The sequence below is a fragment of the Streptomyces sp. NPDC048462 genome, from assembly GCF_043200175.1.
GTDB lineage: Bacteria > Actinomycetota > Actinomycetes > Streptomycetales > Streptomycetaceae > Streptomyces.
The window spans coordinates 1-17,339 of the sequence record NZ_JBICXG010000016.1; the positions used below are offsets into that span (position 1 = coordinate 1).

The 17,339-nt window shown below is 68.7% G+C and carries 13 protein-coding genes; 5 read left to right on the forward strand and 8 right to left on the reverse strand.

Going from position 1 to position 17,339, the window contains the following annotated elements; all coding sequences use genetic code 11:
• Positions 1-132 precede the first annotated feature (132 nt).
• A complete protein-coding gene (locus ACGFU6_RS24835) occupies positions 133-807 on the reverse strand; it encodes a Crp/Fnr family transcriptional regulator (protein ID WP_024490688.1) in 675 nt (224 codons plus the stop codon).
• 355 nt (positions 808-1,162) lie between these two features.
• Between ACGFU6_RS24835 and nth the strand changes: the two genes are divergently transcribed.
• The 3 genes from nth to ACGFU6_RS24850 all read left to right on the forward strand — a co-directional run bounded on the left by nth (position 1,163) and on the right by ACGFU6_RS24850 (position 4,223).
• Positions 1,163-2,122, forward strand: a complete 960-nt coding sequence (nth, locus tag ACGFU6_RS24840) for an endonuclease III (protein ID WP_393613947.1) — start codon at positions 1,163-1,165, stop codon at positions 2,120-2,122.
• A gap of 61 nt (positions 2,123-2,183) precedes the next feature.
• Entirely contained in the window at positions 2,184-2,924 is a 741-nt protein-coding gene (locus ACGFU6_RS24845; RefSeq protein ID WP_393613949.1) for an NUDIX hydrolase, read from the forward strand.
• A 93-nt stretch (positions 2,925-3,017) separates the two neighbouring features.
• The gene (locus ACGFU6_RS24850; RefSeq protein ID WP_393613951.1) at positions 3,018-4,223 is read left to right on the forward strand and encodes a MarP family serine protease; all 1,206 of its coding nucleotides are present in this window, start codon (positions 3,018-3,020) and stop codon (positions 4,221-4,223) included.
• Between the two features lie 183 nt (positions 4,224-4,406).
• Here the strand turns inward: ACGFU6_RS24850 and ACGFU6_RS24855 are convergent, their stop codons facing one another.
• From ACGFU6_RS24855 to ACGFU6_RS24880, 6 genes are all read right to left on the reverse strand, one after another.
• Positions 4,407-4,610, reverse strand: a complete 204-nt coding sequence (locus tag ACGFU6_RS24855) for a hypothetical protein (RefSeq protein ID WP_123525182.1) — start codon at positions 4,608-4,610, stop codon at positions 4,407-4,409.
• A 105-nt stretch (positions 4,611-4,715) separates the two neighbouring features.
• Positions 4,716-5,792, reverse strand: a complete 1,077-nt coding sequence (locus ACGFU6_RS24860) for an alpha/beta fold hydrolase (protein WP_393613953.1) — start codon at positions 5,790-5,792, stop codon at positions 4,716-4,718.
• Entirely contained in the window at positions 5,789-6,319 is a 531-nt protein-coding gene (locus ACGFU6_RS24865) for a phage holin family protein (RefSeq protein ID WP_393613955.1), read from the reverse strand. The genes ACGFU6_RS24860 and ACGFU6_RS24865 overlap by 4 nt, the downstream gene beginning before the upstream one ends.
• 39 nt (positions 6,320-6,358) lie before the next feature.
• Positions 6,359-7,762 (reverse strand): Na+/H+ antiporter NhaA, encoded by a 1,404-nt coding sequence (nhaA, locus tag ACGFU6_RS24870; RefSeq protein ID WP_393613957.1) that lies wholly within the window; start codon positions 7,760-7,762, stop codon positions 6,359-6,361.
• A 340-nt stretch (positions 7,763-8,102) separates the two neighbouring features.
• The gene (gene acs, locus ACGFU6_RS24875) at positions 8,103-10,100 is read right to left on the reverse strand and encodes an acetate--CoA ligase (protein WP_393613959.1); all 1,998 of its coding nucleotides are present in this window, start codon (positions 10,098-10,100) and stop codon (positions 8,103-8,105) included.
• A 193-nt stretch (positions 10,101-10,293) separates the two neighbouring features.
• Entirely contained in the window at positions 10,294-13,242 is a 2,949-nt protein-coding gene (locus tag ACGFU6_RS24880) for a SulP family inorganic anion transporter (protein WP_393613961.1), read from the reverse strand.
• A gap of 284 nt (positions 13,243-13,526) precedes the next feature.
• On the opposite strand from ACGFU6_RS24880, the gene ACGFU6_RS24885 reads away from it, so the two are divergent.
• The gene (locus ACGFU6_RS24885) at positions 13,527-14,873 is read left to right on the forward strand and encodes a hypothetical protein (protein ID WP_393613963.1); all 1,347 of its coding nucleotides are present in this window, start codon (positions 13,527-13,529) and stop codon (positions 14,871-14,873) included.
• Positions 14,874-14,975: 102 nt separating this feature from the next.
• Here ACGFU6_RS24885 and ACGFU6_RS24890 read toward each other — a convergent pair whose 3' ends face one another.
• Positions 14,976-15,971 (reverse strand): ATP-binding protein, encoded by a 996-nt coding sequence (locus tag ACGFU6_RS24890; RefSeq protein WP_393613965.1) that lies wholly within the window; start codon positions 15,969-15,971, stop codon positions 14,976-14,978.
• 102 nt (positions 15,972-16,073) lie between these two features.
• Between ACGFU6_RS24890 and ACGFU6_RS24895 the strand changes: the two genes are divergently transcribed.
• Positions 16,074-16,898, forward strand: a complete 825-nt coding sequence (locus ACGFU6_RS24895) for an oxidoreductase (protein ID WP_393613967.1) — start codon at positions 16,074-16,076, stop codon at positions 16,896-16,898.
• The last annotated feature ends 441 nt before the right edge of the window (positions 16,899-17,339 follow it).

Consider the following 17,339-nt stretch of genomic DNA (forward strand, 5'->3'; position numbering starts at 1 on the left):
ACTCGCCCCAACACGCACCTCACACTTCGCAGCACTCCGCCCCACCGGATAAATCCGATGGGGCGGAACGAAGGGGCATTCGCCAACAGCATCCGGTCCGGCGGGGCCCCTCGTGCGCTGTGGTTCGACGGGTCAGCGTGACCGCTTGGCCAGCCGCTCCACGTCGAGCAGGATCACCGCACGGGCCTCCAGCCGCAGCCAGCCGCGGCCGGCGAAGTCGGCGAGGGCCTTGTTGACCGTCTCGCGGGAGGCGCCGACCAGCTGGGCCAGCTCCTCCTGCGTCAGGTCGTGCACCACGTGGATGCCTTCCTCGGACTGGACGCCGAAGCGGCGCGACAGGTCGAGGAGCGCACGGGCGACACGGCCCGGTACGTCCGAGAAGACCAGGTCGGACATCTGGTCGTTGGTCTTGCGCAGGCGCCGCGCGACGGCGCGCAGCAGGGCGGTGGCCACCTCGGGGCGTACGTTCAGCCAGGGCTGCAGGTCGCCGTGGCCGAGGCCGAGGAGCTTGACCTCGGTCAGCGCGGTGGCGGTGGCGGTACGCGGGCCCGGGTCGAAGAGCGACAGCTCACCGATCAGCTCGCCGGGGCCGAGGACGGCCAGCATGTTCTCGCGGCCGTCGGGCGAGGTGCGGTGCAGCTTCACCTTGCCGTCGGTGACCACATAGAGGCGGTCGCCCGGGTCACCCTCGTGGAACAGCGCGTCGCCGCGTGCGAGGGTCACCTCACTCATCGAGGCGCGGAGCTCCGCGGCCTGCTCGTCATCGAGCGCCGCGAAAAGCGGGGCGCGCCGCAGAACGTCGTCCACGAGTTCTCTCCTTGTCGGCCTGTTCAGGGAACCGTGGTCCCCATCATGCCGGACGGTAAAACAGTGCGATCAATCACAAACCAGTTTGACGCACGCGCGTGCCGGGACGTACGGCAGGGGGCCGATTGGGGGTGGATCATCGGTGACCGGGGCGGATGTCAGCGGCTGGCTCTAGGCTGGTCGAGTGTCCGGAACGCCGGTGAGAGTGCAGGCCAAGGGGGTTGATGGGGTGTCGGAAGGCCGCGATTCCGCTGTGGGCGAACATGGTACAGGGGAAGCGAAAAATGCGACAAAAAGCCCGGCGGGGCGGATGAAACGGGTGGGAATGACGGAACGGGCGGGAGCGGCGAAACGGGTGGGTTCCAAGGACGGCACTGACTCGGCGGCCAAGCCGAAGTCGAAGCCGAAGCCGAAGTCGGAGGCGAGCCCCCAACCGAAGGTCAAGCCCGGGGCCAAGCCCAAGCCGGACTCCAACTCCCGGCCCAAGCCGAACACCAGCGCCAAGCCCAATACCAACAAGCCCAAGGCCAAGCCCAAGGCCGGCGCCAAGCCGGAATCCCACCTGGCCATGGTCCGCAGGGCCCGCCGGATCAACCGTGAGCTCGCCGAGCTGTACCCCTACGCCCACCCCGAGCTGGACTTCCGGAACGCCTTCGAGCTCCTGGTCGCCACGGTCCTGTCGGCGCAGACCACCGATCTGAGGGTCAACCAGACCACCCCCGCGCTCTTCGCCGCCTATCCCACCCCCGAGGACATGGCCGCGGCTGTCCCGGAGGAAATGGAAGAGATCATTCGGCCGACCGGCTTCTTCCGCGCCAAGACCAAGTCGCTGCTGGGCCTCTCCGCGGCCCTCCGGGACAACTTCGACGGCGAGGTGCCTGGACGCCTTGAGGACCTCGTGACGTTGCCGGGGGTCGGCCGCAAGACCGCCAACGTCGTATTGGGGAACGCTTTCGGCGTACCCGGGATCACTGTCGACACCCACTTCGGGCGGCTGGTGCGCCGCTGGAAGTGGACCGATCAGGAGGATCCGGTGAAGGTCGAGGCGGAGGTCGCGGAGATCTTCCCCAAGAGCGAGTGGACGATGCTCTCGCACCGCGTCGTCTTCCACGGGCGCCGTATCTGCCACGCCCGCAAGCCCGCCTGCGGTGCCTGCCCGATCGCCCCGCTCTGCCCTTCGTACGGAGAGGGCGAGACGGATCCCGAGAAGGCCCGGAAGCTTCTGAAGTACGAGATGGGGGGCCGGCCGGGGCAGCGGCTGAGTCCGCCGCCGGACTACCCGGGCGCACCGGCCCCCGCCCTGGGCGCCGGCTGACCACAGGCGCCGCTGCGGAACGAAATGCGTGACGACAGGCGTTGTGAGACGAGGGGTGCCAATGAAGACGCATCAACACAGCACGGACGCGGCGGCCACCGGCGCGCCGCCCGCGCCGGGGGCCGGTCCGGAAGCCTCGGTCACCGTCACCACCGACGGCCTGCCCGCGTGGCTGGCCCCCGTCGCCCACGCCGCGCGCACCGTCGAGCCGCGACAGCTCAGCCGCTTCCTGCCGCCCAAGAGCGGGGCGGGACGGCAGTCGGCCGTTCTCGTCCTGTTCGGCGAGGGTGCGCGCGGGCCCGAACTGCTCCTGATGGAGCGCGCCGGGAGCCTGCGCGCGCACCCCGGGCAGCCCTCGTTCCCCGGCGGCTCCCTCGACCCGGAGGACGGCGACCAGGCGACGACGGGACCGCTCAGGGCCGCGCTGCGGGAGGCTCAGGAGGAGACCGGCCTCGATCCGCACGGCGTGCAGCTGTTCGGCGTGCTGCCCCGGCTCTACATCCCGGTGAGCAGCTTCGTGGTGACGCCGGTCCTCGGCTGGTGGCGTACTCCCAGCCCGGTCGGAGTCGTCGACCCCGGTGAGACCGCGCGGGTCTTCACGGTCCCCGTGGCAGATCTCACGGACCCGGCCAACCGGGCCACGGCCGTCCATCCCAGCGGCCACCGAGGCCCGGCATTTCTGGTCGAATCCGCACTCGTATGGGGGTTCACGGCCGGCGTGATCGACCGGATCCTGCACTTCGCGGGCTGGGAGCGCCCCTGGGACAGAGCCAAGCAGGTGCCGCTCGACTGGCGCGCATGACAGGCTGACTCCCCGTGCTCCACTGCTCCGGGCCTCCCGCCCGGACCCGGAGAGACGTACGGGCCCGGTGACGAATCTGTGAGGCTATAGACGGTGAACGTGCTGGACATCCTGCTGCTGGCCGGCGCCGTGTGGTTCGCGGTCATCGGATACCGCCAGGGGTTCGTCGTCGGCATTCTGTCGGTGATCGGGTTTCTGGGCGGTGGTCTCGTCGCCGTCTATCTGCTGCCGGTCCTGTGGGGCCAGGTGACGGACGGCTCCGAGGTCTCGTCGACGGCAGCCGTCGTCGCGGTCGTCATCGTGATCGTGTGCGCCTCGGTGGGCCAGGCCTTCACCACGCACCTGGGGAACAAGCTCCGCAGGTACATCACATGGTCGCCCGCGCGTGCCGTCGACGCGACGGGCGGCGCACTGGTGAACGTCGTGGCGATGCTGCTGGTGTCGTGGCTGATCGGCTCCGCGCTGGCCGGTACCTCACTGCCGACGCTGGGCAAGGAGGTGCGCAGTTCCTCGGTGCTGCTCGGCGTCTCCCGGGTGATGCCGCCCCAGGCCTCCACCTGGTTCACGGACTTCTCCTCGGTGCTCGCGCAGAACGGCTTCCCCCAGGTCTTCAGCCCGTTCGCCAATGAGCCGATCACCGAAGTCAAGGCGCCTGACCCGGCGCTGGCCGGCAGTCCGGTCGCCGCCCGTGCCAAGAAGTCCATCGTCAAGGTCGTCGGTACGGCTCCGAGCTGCGGCAAGGTCCTCGAAGGCACCGGCTTCGTCTTCTCCGACCGCCGGGTGATGACCAACGCCCACGTCGTCGGCGGCGTCGACGAACCGACCGTCCAGATCGGCGGTCAGGGACGGCTGTACGACGCGAAGGTCGTCCTGTACGACTGGCGGCGCGACATCGCCGTGCTCGACGTCCCGGACCTCGACGCGAAGCCGCTCGGCTTCACCGACACCGACCACGACGCGGCGACCGGCAACAGCGCGATCGTCGCGGGCTTCCCGGAGAACGGCTCGTACGACGTACGGTCCGCGCGGGTCCGTGCCCGTATCGACGCCAACGGCCCGGACATCTACCACCGGGGCACCGTCCAGCGCGACGTGTACTCACTCTTCACGACGGTCCGCCAGGGGAACTCAGGCGGACCGCTGCTGACCCCAGAAGGCAAGGTGTACGGCGTCGTCTTCGCCAAGTCGCTCGACGACCCGAACACCGGCTACGCGCTGACGGCCGACGAGATCCGTCAGGACATCCAGCAGGGGCGAACCGCCAACCAGCAGGTCGACAGCCAGGCGTGCGCGCTCTAGGTCGCTCTAGGTCCAGGCCGAAAGAGTGAACGCCCTCCGAAGCCCAGGCCCGGGGCCCAGGACCGGAGTCCGGGCACCAGGGACCACAGTCTAGGGCTCGGAGATCGTGGCGTCAGGGTGTGGTGGTGGGGGACCGGCAGGTCGTCCGCGGCGGCCGCGATGCGGTCCGGGGAGGTTGCCAGGTCATCCGCGCGGGTGGCGCAGCCGCGCCGAGACCCAGCGGGCCCTGCGGCGGAGGATGCGCGGAATGCCGAGCCGGGGATCATGCAGGACATGCATAGCGTGCACCCGGCCCTGGTGGCCGCCCCCCTCATGAATGCCCGGACCCGCCGTGGCGGTCGAGCGGCGATTGCGTGCTGCGTCACTGAAGTCGTGCGTCCAGCCCATACCTCGACGTCTGCCCGTGGCACATGGTCGGTAACCGCCCATCCGTCAGCCAATTGGCGTATGCGCCAGGCAAGTGGCTGTTTGTAGGACGGGTGTGCGCGCCGGCTAGCGGTCGGGCTCGGAATCCTTGAGCCAGCTGATGAGTTCGGCCGAGAAACCGTCCGGATCCTCCTCGTGCGGGAAGTGCCCCAGACCGTCGAAAAGTCGCCAACGGTACGGTGCCTCGACGTACTCGCCGGACCCCGCCGAACTCCTGGTGCGTACCGCCGGATCGAGTGAACCGTGCAGGTGCAGCGTGGGCACCCGAACCGGCCTCTTCATGCGCCGGTAGAACTGGATGCCGTCGGGGCGGGCCAGCGAGCGCACCATCCAGCGGTACGGCTCGACCGAGCAGTGTGCCGTCGACGGGATGGACATGGCACGCCGATAGACGTCCACCGTCGGGTCGTCGGGGAAGTCCGCGGTCCGCGGACCCGCCCAGTCATGGATCAGCCGCCCCACCAACGCCGCCTCCTCCGCCACGAGCTGACGCTCAGGAACCCACGGCCGCTGGAAGCCCCAGATGTACGAGCCCGCGCGGGACTGCGTGAAGTCGGAGAGCATCGAGGAGCGCCACCGCCTCGGATGCGGCATCGAGGAGACCACGAGCCGGCGCACCAGCTTCGGCCGCATCACCGCGGCCGTCCAGGCGAGGTAGCCGCCCATGTCGTGACCGACCAGCGCCGCGTCCGGCTCACCGAGCGAACGGATCACGCCGGTGATGTCCAGCGCCAGATTGGCCGGGTCGTATCCCCGGGGCGTACGGTCGCTGCCGCCCACTCCGCGCAGGTCCATCGCCACCGCCCGGTACCCCGCGTCCGCGAGGGCGGGCAACTGGTGGCGCCAGGTCCACCAGAACTGTGGGAAGCCGTGCAGGAGCAGGACGAGGGGCCCTTCGCCCATTTCGGCGATGTGGAAGCGGGCGCCGTTCGCCGCGACGTCCCGGTGCGTCCAGGGGCCGTCCAGACGGACGGGGCCACCGGAGCCGGCCACGGGGCCCAGCGGGCCGGTGGAGGGCGCTGACGCCGGGGACGGTGGTGGCGGTGTGGCGGAAGGGCCTGCCGGGGGGCCGGCCGGCCCTTCGTGGCCCGCCCGGTCGTCCGGGCCCACTGAGCCGAATGCGCTGGAATCGGGGACCGTCATGTGGATGAGCGTGTCACAGCCGGCACCTTGTCCTGGACCGGACTGTTCTCGATGGCCTTGTCCGCAAGTGTGCTGCCGCCCGCCGGAAGGATCGCGTCCGCGGCGATGCCCGGACGGGGGTGCGGCTTGACGCCCTGGAGGACGGCGGCGGTCTGCTTGGCCGAGGCGATGGACTTCTCCGGCGGCTTGACCTTCTTGAACTTGGCGTAGCCGAAGAGCGCGAGCAGGATCCCGAGCAGGATGAACGCGCCGCCCACGATCAGGAACGACCAGGCGAGGCCCAGCCCCAGGTTGTGGATTCCGTACGCGGCCGCGAAGCTCAGCACCGGGATCGCGAACAGGATCAGCACACCCGTGATGATGAACGCCACACTGCCGATGACGCCGCGCTTGACGTCCTGTCGCACCTCGGCCTTGGCCAGGGCAATCTCGTCGTGTACCAGCGCCGACAGTTCGGTCGTCGCCGAGGCGACCAGCTGGCCGAGACTGCGATCGGCACTGCCCGCGTAATTGCCGGGGTCGCTCATGCCTGACTCCCTCTCCTCTTCAACACATCCGATGTCAGATCATGCCGGACTGTCCGGCTTGTTGCTCGCTGCCCCCGCCAGTTGGGCAAGGCGGCGGTGCTCCGCGGCCTTCCTCTCGTGGATCGCGGCCATCCGCAGGTGGTACTCCGGATCGTCCTGTTCATAGACGTCCGGTACCCCGGATTCGTCCTCGTCGAGCTCCTCCGCGTCCGTGAGCGCCCGGTATCTGCGTACCCGGAGTTTGAGCAGTACACCGGAGAGTACGGCGGCGATCAGGGAGCCGAGCAGAACCGACGCCTTGATCTCGTTGATCATGTCCTCGTCGGTGAAGGCGAGCTCGCCGATCAGCAGCGAGACGGTGAAGCCGATTCCGGCGAGCGAGGCGACCGCGAAGACATCGGCCCAGGCCAGCTCCTTGTTCAGCTCCGCCCTGGTGAACCGGGTGGCGAGCCACGTACCGCCGAAGATCCCGATCGTCTTGCCGACGACCAGTCCCAGTACGACACCAAGCGCCTCGGGCCGGGTGAACACGCCGGCCACCGCGCCGCCGGAGAGCGATACCCCGGCCGAGAAGAGCGCGAACAGCGGTACGGCGAAACCTGCCGACAGCGGGCGGATCAGGTGCTCGATGCGTTCACCGGGGGAGCGCTCCTCCCCTTCGCGCCTGGTGCAGCGCAGCATCAGCCCCATCGTGACACCGGCGATGGTGGCGTGGACGCCGCTGTTGTACATCAGCCCCCAGATGACCAGGGCGAGGGGTACGTAGACGTACCAGCCCCGCACGTTCAGGCGCAGCAGCAGGTAGAAGACGGCCAGGCCGACGAAGGCACCGATGAGCGCGATGAAGTTGATGTTCTCGGTGAAGAAGACGGCGATGATCAGGATCGCGAACAGGTCGTCGACAACGGCGAGGGTCAGCAGGAACGCACGGAGTGCCGACGGCAGCGAGGTGCCGATGACCGCGAGGACGGCGAGCGCGAAGGCGATGTCGGTCGCCGTGGGGACGGCCCAGCCGCTGGTGGAGCCGGAGCCGAACACCGTCACCAGGGTGTAGACGACCGCGGGCACAGCCATGCCGCAGAGCGCGGCGACGACCGGGAGGGCCGCGGCCTTCGGGTCGCGCAGTTCACCCGCGACGAGTTCGCGCTTGAGCTCGACTCCGGCGACGAAGAAGAAGATTGCGAGCAGTCCGTCGGCTGCCCAGTGCGCCACGGACAGGTGCAGACCGAGCGCCTCGGGCCCGAAGTGGAAGTGGCTGACCGTCGTGTAGCTCGATCCGAAGGTGTTCGCCCAGATCAGGGCGGCCACCGCGGCGACCAGCAGGATGATTCCGCCGACGGTCTCGGTGCGCAGTGCTTCGGTGAGGAAGTTCCGCTCCGGGAGCGACTGGCGTCCCAGGAAGGTGCGGCGGGGGGAGGGGGGTGCGGGGTTGGGCGCGGCCACGAGAGAGGACCTCCGGGTCGGTACGGCAGCGACGGCATGGCAAATTCACTTGCCGACCAGACTTCCCGGCACACCCTTTGGAGATTGTTCCTGTCATGTTGTTTGACCAGCTGCCACTCTACCCGGGGCGGGGTGTGCGGGGTCGTGAGCGGTGACTCTCACCCGTGGTGATCTTCACCCTAAATGCCCGAAGGGCATCCGGCGCGCTGCCGGATGCCCTTCGAGGAACGTCAGTCCCGAGTCGCTCAGTCGTCAGTACTCAGTAGCCCTGAGTCGCTGAGTCCTCAGCCGCTCAGCCGCTCAGCCGCTCAGCCGCTCAGCCGCTCAGCCGTTCAGCCGCTCAGCCCTCGGAGGAGGACGAGGGGAGCTGGGTCTGGATGAGATCCATGACCGATGAGTCGGTGAGCGTCGTGACGTCTCCGAGCTCCCTGTTCTCGGCGACGTCACGCAGCAGGCGTCGCATGATCTTGCCGGAGCGGGTCTTGGGCAGTTCCGCCACCGGCAGGACGCGCTTCGGCTTGGCGATCGGGCCGAGCGTGGTGCCGACGTGGTTGCGCAGCTCCGCGACCAGCTCCTCGGAGGCAGTCGCTGTGCCGCGCAGGATGACGAACGCGACGATGGACTGTCCGGTCGTCTCGTCGGCCGCACCGACCACGGCGGCCTCGGCGACTGCGGGGTGCGACACGAGTGCCGATTCGACCTCGGTGGTCGAGATGTTGTGCCCCGATACGAGCATGACGTCGTCGACCCGGCCGAGGAGCCAGATGTCGCCGTCCTCGTCCTTCTTGGCGCCGTCACCCGCGAAGTACTTGCCCTGGAAGCGCGACCAGTAGGTGTCGAGGAACCGCTGGTCGTCGCCCCAGATGGTGCGGAGCATGGAGGGCCACGGCTCGGTGAGGACGAGGTAGCCGCCCCCGCCGTCCGGGACCTCGCGGGCCTCGTCGTCGACGACTGTCGCGGAGATGCCCGGCAGCGCACGCTGGGCGCTGCCCGGCTTGGTGGCCGTGACTCCGGGCAGCGGTGAGATCATCATCGCGCCGGTCTCGGTCTGCCACCAGGTGTCCACGATGGGGCAGGTGTCGGCGCCGATGTGCTTGCGGTACCACATCCAGGCCTCGGGGTTGATCGGCTCACCGACCGAACCGAGGACCCGCAGGGACGACAGGTCGAACTTCGCGGGGATGTCGTCTCCCCACTTCATGAACGTCCGGATCGCGGTCGGCGCGGTGTAGAGGATGCTCACGCCGTACTTCTGGACGATCTCCCAGAAGCGCCCCTGGTGCGGGGTGTCGGGCGTGCCCTCGTACATGACCTGCGTCGCACCGTTGGCCAGCGGGCCGTAGACGATGTAGGAGTGTCCGGTCACCCAGCCGATGTCGGCCGTGCACCAGTAGACATCCGTCTCCGGCTTGAGGTCGAAGACCGCGTGGTGGGTGTAGGCCGCCTGCGTGAGGTACCCGCCGGAGGTGTGCAGGATGCCCTTCGGCTTCCCGGTCGTGCCCGAGGTGTAGAGGATGAACAGCGGCTGCTCGGCCTCGAACGCCTCGGGGGTGTGCTCGGTGGACTGGCGCGCGGTGATCTCGTGCCACCACACGTCCCGGCCCTCGGTCCACGCGGTGTCCTGGCCGGTGCGCCGGACGACGAGGACGTGCTTGACGCTCTCGATGCGGGACACGGCGTCGTCGACCGCGGGCTTGAGCGCGGAGGGCTTGCCGCGGCGGTATCCGCCGTCGGAGGTGATGACGACCTTCGCGTCCGCGTCCTGGATGCGGGTGGCGATGGCGTCGGCGGAGAAGCCGCCGAAGACCACCGAGTGGGCGGCGCCGATCCGGGCGCAGGCCAGCATCGCGACGGCGGCCTCGGGGATCATCGGCAGGTAGACGGCTACCCGGTCGCCCTTGCCGACACCGAGTTCGGTCAGCGCGTTGGCGGCGCGGGAGACCTCGTCCTTCAGCTCCGCGTAGGTGATGGCACGGCTGTCGCCGGGCTCACCCTCGAAGTGGATGGCGACCCGGTCGCCGTTGCCCGCCTCGACGTGGCGGTCCACGCAGTTGTACGCGACGTTGAGCTTGCCGTCCGCGAACCACTTCGCGAAGGGCGGATTGCTCCAGTCGAGCGTCTCGGTCGGCTCCGTGGCCCAAGTCAGGCGGCGGGCCTGCTCGGCCCAGAAGCCCAGCCGGTCCGCATCGGCCTGCTCGTACGCCTCGGCTGTGACGTTGGCGTTCGCGGCCAGATCGGCAGGCGGTGTGAACCGCCGCTCCTCTTTGAGCAGGTTGGCCAGGCTTTCGTTGCTCACGACTTCTCCCATTCCCAGGGTGTCCGTTGTGTCCCGGGGCATAGCTCATCAGGCCAAAGGCCGGGTGACAAGTGTCTGCCGGGAATTGGTTTAGACCTGTGTTTCGTGTATGGAGGCACGATCCCGCCTCCGCGGCGGGTGGAGCAGAATGCCGGGGTGCCATGCGGTGGCCCAGGGTGCATGGCGCTGCGGAGGCGGGACCCACACGGTCTCACGGACCCGAGGTGTACCCGGTTCAGGCGCCGGTACGCGCCAACTCGGCCGGTTCATAGGGATCGTACGGGGCAGTGGGGCCGACCCGGTCGAAGACCTCATCGAGCCCATGGCCCTCGCCGATGCCCTCGGTCAGCAGATACGACTGGGCCTCGGCCACGTGGAAGTACATGCCGTGCAGCTGGAGTGTCCCTTCTGCGAGGCGTCGCGCCACCGATCCATGGGCCCGGAGATGGTCCAGTTGCTGGACGACATTGGTGAGACAGAGCTGCTCCACCTCGTCGGCGGGCAGCCGGCCGGAGATCCGGGCCCAGGCGTGCCGTTTGGAGGCCATCCGCCTCAGGCTGGGCACACCGTGCCGTAGCCAGCGCCACAGCGGGGTGTCCGGGGTGTCGGGCCCCGCGCCGAGCAGGGCGTTCATGGCGCCGCAGCCAGAGTGTCCGCAGATGGTGATGGACTCCACGCCCAGCACATCCACCGCGTACTCGATCGCCGCACCCACCGAGTCGTCAGCTCTCTCGGAATGCGGTGGCGGCACCAGATTTCCGATGTTCCGTACGGTGAACAGGTCACCTGGACCACTTGCCGTGATCATGCTCGTCACCAAGCGGGAGTCCGCGCAGGTGATGAACAGCTGCGAGGGGCGCTGACCCTCCCTGGCCAGTCGTGCCAGCTCCTCACGAACCAGGGGCGCCGTATTGCGCTGGAACGAGCTGAGGCCGCTGACCAGGCGCTGCCCGCCCGTCTTGCGTGGTGGGGCTGCATCGTGATCTGGCGTGTAGTCGGTTGAACGGGCGGTGGGCTGCTGGGGGCCCGTGCGGGGGACTTCATCGGGGGCGATGCCGGTGGGATCGGCGCCGCTCGTGTGGCTCGTGCCGCCCGAGCTGTGTGTGCTGTTCGTGCTGTCCATGTCGTCCGTCGGGGGTGGGGCGGGAGTGGGCGCCAGGTGGAGTGGTGCGAGGTGGTGCGGCGGATGCTGGAGCGGTGCGGAGTGAAGCGGGGCGGAGCTGCCCGTCGCGCTCGTGGCGGCGAAGGTGATCGTGCCGGCAGCGGGGGTGGCAGCGGCGGGGGCGGGGCCGGGGTCGGGGTGTCCAGCAGGCTCGGTGGCTCCGGTGAGGCCTGCGGCTTCGACGGCCTCGGTGCTCGGGGTGGTCTCGGCGCACGTGGCGGGCTCGGTGGATGTGGCGCGTTCGGTGGTGGTGCCGGGGATCCGGCGGGCATGGCCGAAGTCGGTGAAGGGCACATGCTCGGGCCGGTCATGGCAGTGGTGGTTGCGCCAGGGTGTCCAGGGGCGGCAGCAGGAGTGCGCCGCGGAGGCCGGCTCGGCGATCCGGCCGCCGGACCTGTCGGTGAAGACGACCCGGCCGCCGTGAGCGGCATGGGCATTGCTCCAGTCCTGGATCATCTCGTAAGCGGCGTGATCGATGAAGAAGCCGTCCAGCTCGACGAGTACGTCCGCGTCCTGGGGCAGTTGGCCCAGGGTCCGGTTGAGCCGTGGCACCGCCAGGAACGTCAACTGGCCGCGTACGGCTACCAGATGCCGACCATCCTCTTGGGTCACGGTGATCCTGGTCCGCGCCAGTCGGTGCAGGGCGACCGCCACCGCCACCGCGATCCCGATGGTTACGCCCTTCAGGACGCCGAAGAGCAGCACTCCGGTGATCGTCGCCCCGTACACCAGGAATTCCCGGTGCCTGTGGACGTTACGGATGTGCGCGAAGTTCACCATCTGGATGCCGACCACCATGACGAGCGCGCCGAGGGCGGCCAGTGGGATCCACTCCAGCGCGGTGACCAGCAGACCGGTGGCGAGCAGCACCCAGACGCCGTGCAGCACGGTGGAGGCGCGGCTGGTCGCCCCGGCTCGCACATTCGCCGAACTGCGCACCGCGCCGCCGGAGACAGCCAGTCCGCCCAGCAGCCCCGACACTGTGTTGGCGATGCCCTGCGCGCGTAGTTCCCGGTCGAGGTCGGAGCGTTTGACGGGGAGTGAGGTCGCCGGGGCCGAGCCGGGCTCGGGAGGATCGCTCGCGTGCCCGCTGCTCCGTTCGACGGCCGGTCCGGTCGACCTTTCGCTGCTTCGATCGGCGGCCAGCTTGTCCACGGCGACGGCGGCGAGCAGGGATTCCAGGCTTGCCACCAGCATCATGGTGAACACGGCTGTGCCCAGGCCGAGTACGGGGCCTTGCGGCAGCTCCGGCAGGGCGTGCGAACGCCAGGACGGCAGATCGACGCGCGCGATCGACGGTGCCGCGAAGGCTGCCACGGCAGTGGCGACGGCCACGGACACCAGGGCCGCCGGGACCCGCCGCATCATGCGGCCGGGCCGCCCCGGAATCCGGGGCCACAGCACCAGAATCACGATGGTCAGACCGCCGATCAGCGGTGCGGCGGGGCTCACTTCAGCCAATCGGGCCGGCAGCGTGAGTGCGTTGGAGACGGCTGAGCTCTCCGGTGAACCGCCCAGCACGATGTGCAGCTGGGCGAGCGCGATGGCCACGCCGATGCCGGCGAGCGTGCCGTGCACGATGGCTGGGCTGACGGCGAGCGCGCTACGGGCGGCCCGTAGCGAACCGAGCAGGATCTGCAGCAGGCCCGCGCCGATGGTGATCGCGCAGGTCGTGCGCCAGCCGTAGACCTGGATCAACTCGGCTGTCACCACGGTCAGTCCGGCGGAAGGCCCGGAGACCTGGAGCGGGGTGCCCCCGAGCAGACCGGCGACGATTCCGCCGACTGCGGCGGAGATGAGGCCTGCTTCAAGTGGGGCGTCCATGGCGACGGCCAGGCCGAGCGACATGGGGATGGCTAGAAGGAAGACAGTGATCGATGCGGACACGTCGGCGCCCGCGATACGGAATCGTCCGCCGCGGTGCGGCGGTGGCGGGCTGTGAGGTCGCTTGATCCCCGATGAACGGGGAGGTCGCGAGCTGCGGGATGAGTGGTCATGACGAGTGGGGACGCAGGCAGACATGTTTCCCGTCTCCTCCGGGGCAGCGCGGTCGCGGAACGTGGGACGCGGCCGTGGGTCACGGCGTGCAGCGGCGGGATATCTCAACTCTCAGTAAACAGATCGTAATGGAGAGTAAAGATCTGTGTCCACGATTGAGGGCAAATGGTCTATCTAACCACCCATTCCAGTGAATAAGCAGCTTTTCATTCGGCCTGTCGCGCGGATTTGTGTGCTGTGCGTGCGACTTTGACCGCGCCGTGTCGGCACTTCAGCGCAATCAGACCTGCAAGGAAGAGGGTGGGCGGATGTTGGCCGCCACGAAGAGGATCGCCGTGGGCGTGATGGCCGTCGCGCTGGTCGCGGGAGTGGCCGGCTGCTCCGGATCGACCCACGGATCGGGTACATCCGGGCCTGTTGCAGCGAACGGTGCGGCCGGCGGCGCCGAGAATGGCGCGGCCGGGACCGAGAAGAAGGCCGCCGGTGCGGCCCCCAAGAGTGCGTTCCGGCTCATCGGTGACGGTTCCACGGCCTTCACCGGCGCCCAGCCGAAGCAGCCCGTCGTGCAACGCTTGGCCCCGGGGCAGAAGCCCCCGCAGTTCGTGGTGTTCTCGTGGGACGGTGCGGGGGAGGACAGTCAGCAGCTCTTCTCGCACTTCCGTGAGGTGGGCAAGAAGTACGACGCGACCATGTCGTACTTCCTGAGCGGTGTGTACCTGCTGCCGGAGGCCAAGCGGGGGCTCTACGACCCGCCCAAGCACAACGCCGGCAGTTCCGACATCGGCTTCAACGACACCAAGGGAATCCGGGACACCCTCACCCAGGTCCGCGGCGCCTGGATGGACGGCAACGAGATCGGCACCCACTTCAACGGCCACTTCTGCGGCAAGGACGGCGGAGTCGGGACCTGGTCCGTCGCCGAGTGGAAGAGCGAGATCAGCCAGGCGAAGTCCTTCGTGAAGGGCTGGAAGTCGAATGACCCCGAGCTCAAGGGCATGAAGCCGCTGCCCTTCGACTACGACAAGGAACTCGTCGGCGGTCGCACCCCCTGCCTGGAGGGGCAGAAGAACATGGTGACGGCTGCCCGCTCGATGGGCTTCCGCTACGACTCCAGCGGCGTCAACGACCAGGTCTGGCCGAAGAAGAAGAGCGGCATCTGGGACCTCTCGATGCAGCTCGTCCCGGTGCCGGGGCGCGAGTTCGAGACCCTTTCGATGGACTACAACTTCATGTTCAACCAGTCCGGCACGACGCAGGGCGACCCGGACCAGCACGAGTACTGGGGCAACCAGATGCGGGACGGCCTGCTCCAGGCCTTCGACCGCTCGTACGACGGAAACCGTGCCCCGCTGATCATCGGCAACCACTTCGAATCCTGGAACGGCGGCACGTACATGCGCGCCATCGAGGAGACGATCAAGACGGTCTGCACCAAGGAGGGCGTGCGCTGCGTGTCCTTCAAGCAGTTGGCTGACTGGCTGGACGCACAGGATCCGGCGACCCTCGCGAAGCTCGGCACGCTGAAGGTCGGCGAGGGGCCCACGAAGAGCTGGGCAGCTTTCCTCGGAGGGGCCGCGAGCTCCGTCAGGGGCAAGGACAAGGGCAAGGCCCAGGAGCAGGGCAAGGCTGCCGAGAAGGCGTCCGCCGGGCACTGATGACGGAGGCCTGCCGGTGCCGGACGGACCGGGGCCGGTCCGTCCGGCGCCGGCAGGTCATGCGCGGAGCGCCCGACCGGCATCGGCCGGGGCGTCGTCCGATCAGACCGGCTGGGCCGCCCCGGTCCGGGCGCGGTGCTCGTCGAGCACGAATGCGGGGTCCACCTGGGCGGCCAGATCGGCCCCCGTCTTCTCGTTGCCCCAGCTCTCCGCGTTCTTCAGATGGAAATGCACCATCTGCCGTGTGTAGCGCTCCCAGTCGCGCTGTCCGTACGAGTCCTCGGCGGCGTTCTGCAGGGCCTGCAGCGCCATCCGGTTGTCGGCCTCCAGCAGCTCGAAGCGGGCTGGGCGGCCCTTCTCCATGGACCGAACCCAGTCGGAGTGGCCGACCGTGACCAGCAGGTCGTCGCCCACCTCGGCCCGCAGGAACTCCAGGTCGTCCTCGCCCTGCACCTTGTTTCCGACGACCTTCAGTGCGACTCCGAAGTCGCGGGCGTACTCCTTGTACTGCCGGTAGACCGAGACTCCCTTGCGGGTCGGCTCCGCGACCAGGAACGTCATGTCGAAGCGGGTGAACATTCCCGAGGCGAAGGAGTCCGAGCCGGCAGTCATGTCGACAACGACGTATTCCTCCGGGCCGTCGACGAGATGGTTGAGACAGAGCTCTACCGCGCCGACCTTGGAGTGGTAACAGGCCACCCCCAGATCCGATTCGGTGAACGGCCCGGTGGCCATCAGCCGGATGTCCCCGTCGTCGAGGCCGACCGTGCGAGCGCACGCGTCGTAGATCGGGTTGTCCTCGTTCACGCGGAGCAGTCGTGAACCCTCGCCGGGCGGGGTGGTCTTGATCATCGTTTCGACGGAGGCGATGCGGGGATTGCTGCCGCGCAGATACTCCTTGATGAGAGGAAGCTGCGCTCCCATGGCGGGCAGCGCTGCGGCCTCCTCCTCGTCGAGGCCGAGCGCGGCCCCGAGATGCTGGTTGATGTCGGCGTCCACCGCGACGACATGGGCCTCATTGGCGGCAAGGTGGCGGATGAAGAGCGAGGACAACGTGGTCTTGCCGCTGCCGCCCTTCCCTACGAAAGCGATCTTCATGTTCACCTAGCGTAGTGGGTCGATCGCTATCCGTTGTCTAACTTCGTGAAGAAGGCCACTCCGGGGCGGTAGGCGTGCGGGGGGCGCGTAGCCTCGCTACTTATGAGTACGACTTCCTCGGACCCGCTCGCCACCCTGGGCACGCTGCCGGGCGTGACGGACGCGGTGGACTCCGTACGCAAGGCTGTCGACCGCGTTTACGGTCACCGCGTCATGCGCCGCCGCAGCAACGAGGTCACCTCGGAGGCGGCCCTGCGGGGCGCCCGCGGGTCGGCCGCGCTCTCCGGCGCCGACTGGAACCTGGAAGAGGTGCGCCGGCGCACCGACTTCACCGGAGACAGTGAAGCGCGTGTGGTCGGAGCCGCTCTGCGGTTGACCGCCGAGGCTGGCCAGCTGCTCTCCATCTGGCGGCAGTCGCCGTTGCGCGTGCTGGCGAGGCTGCATCTTGTGGCGGCAGGGGGTGCGACGCCCGAGGACGCCGTCGGGCGGCCCCGACTGGCGGGTGAGCCGGTGGACGAGCCGCTGATCGAAGCGTCCTTGCCCGATGCCGGTGAGGTGGCGGGTCGGCTGGAAGGGCTCAGCGGGCTTATTCTTTCGGGGAGTGAGGCGCCGGCACTGGTGACGGCCGCGGTCGTGCACGGCGAGCTGCTGGCTCTGCGTCCCTTCGGTTCGTACAACGGTCTGGTCGCGCGGACCGCCGAACGGATCGTGCTGATCGGGAGCGGGCTCGACCCCAAGTCGATCTGCCCGGCAGAGGTGGGCCATGCCGAGCAGGGGCGTGCGGCGTACGTAGCGGCCTTCGAGGGATACCTGTCGGGAACACCGGACGGTATGGCGGCCTGGATCGCGCACTGCGGGCGTGCGGCGGAGCTCGGCGTCCGGGAGTCGACGGCGGTCTGCGAAGCGCTCCAGCGTGGCGCCGCGTAAGTAACCGCGGGGCTGGCTGTGCGAGCAGTCGGGCGCCGGGTCAGGGCTCTACGGGCAGCCCGGGCGGTCCAGAAGCCTGGGTGGGTTCGCGCCCGGCAAGCACTTCGCGAAATGGGTTGCGGCGGTACCGTCCTCGGTACCGCCGCTGGCATGTCCACCCAGTTACCAAGCGTCCTCGATATATGCCCATCAGGTCGAGTGCTTTGCCCGTCCCTGGTGCGGCTGGCCCGTAATCGACGGGTCGACGTCGCGTGGGTGCCCGGTTTTCATGCGCGGTCCGTGGGGCCTTGTCTGCGTCAACAGGTCATCCTCACGGATGTCCTTGGTCTCGCGGGCCGTTGAGTCCTTTGTACTCCAGGGGTCGGATGAGCGGTAGTGGTGGCGGCACTTCTTTACTTTTGTGTTCAATTACGGACGAGTCGGTTCAATCGGTTATGACGG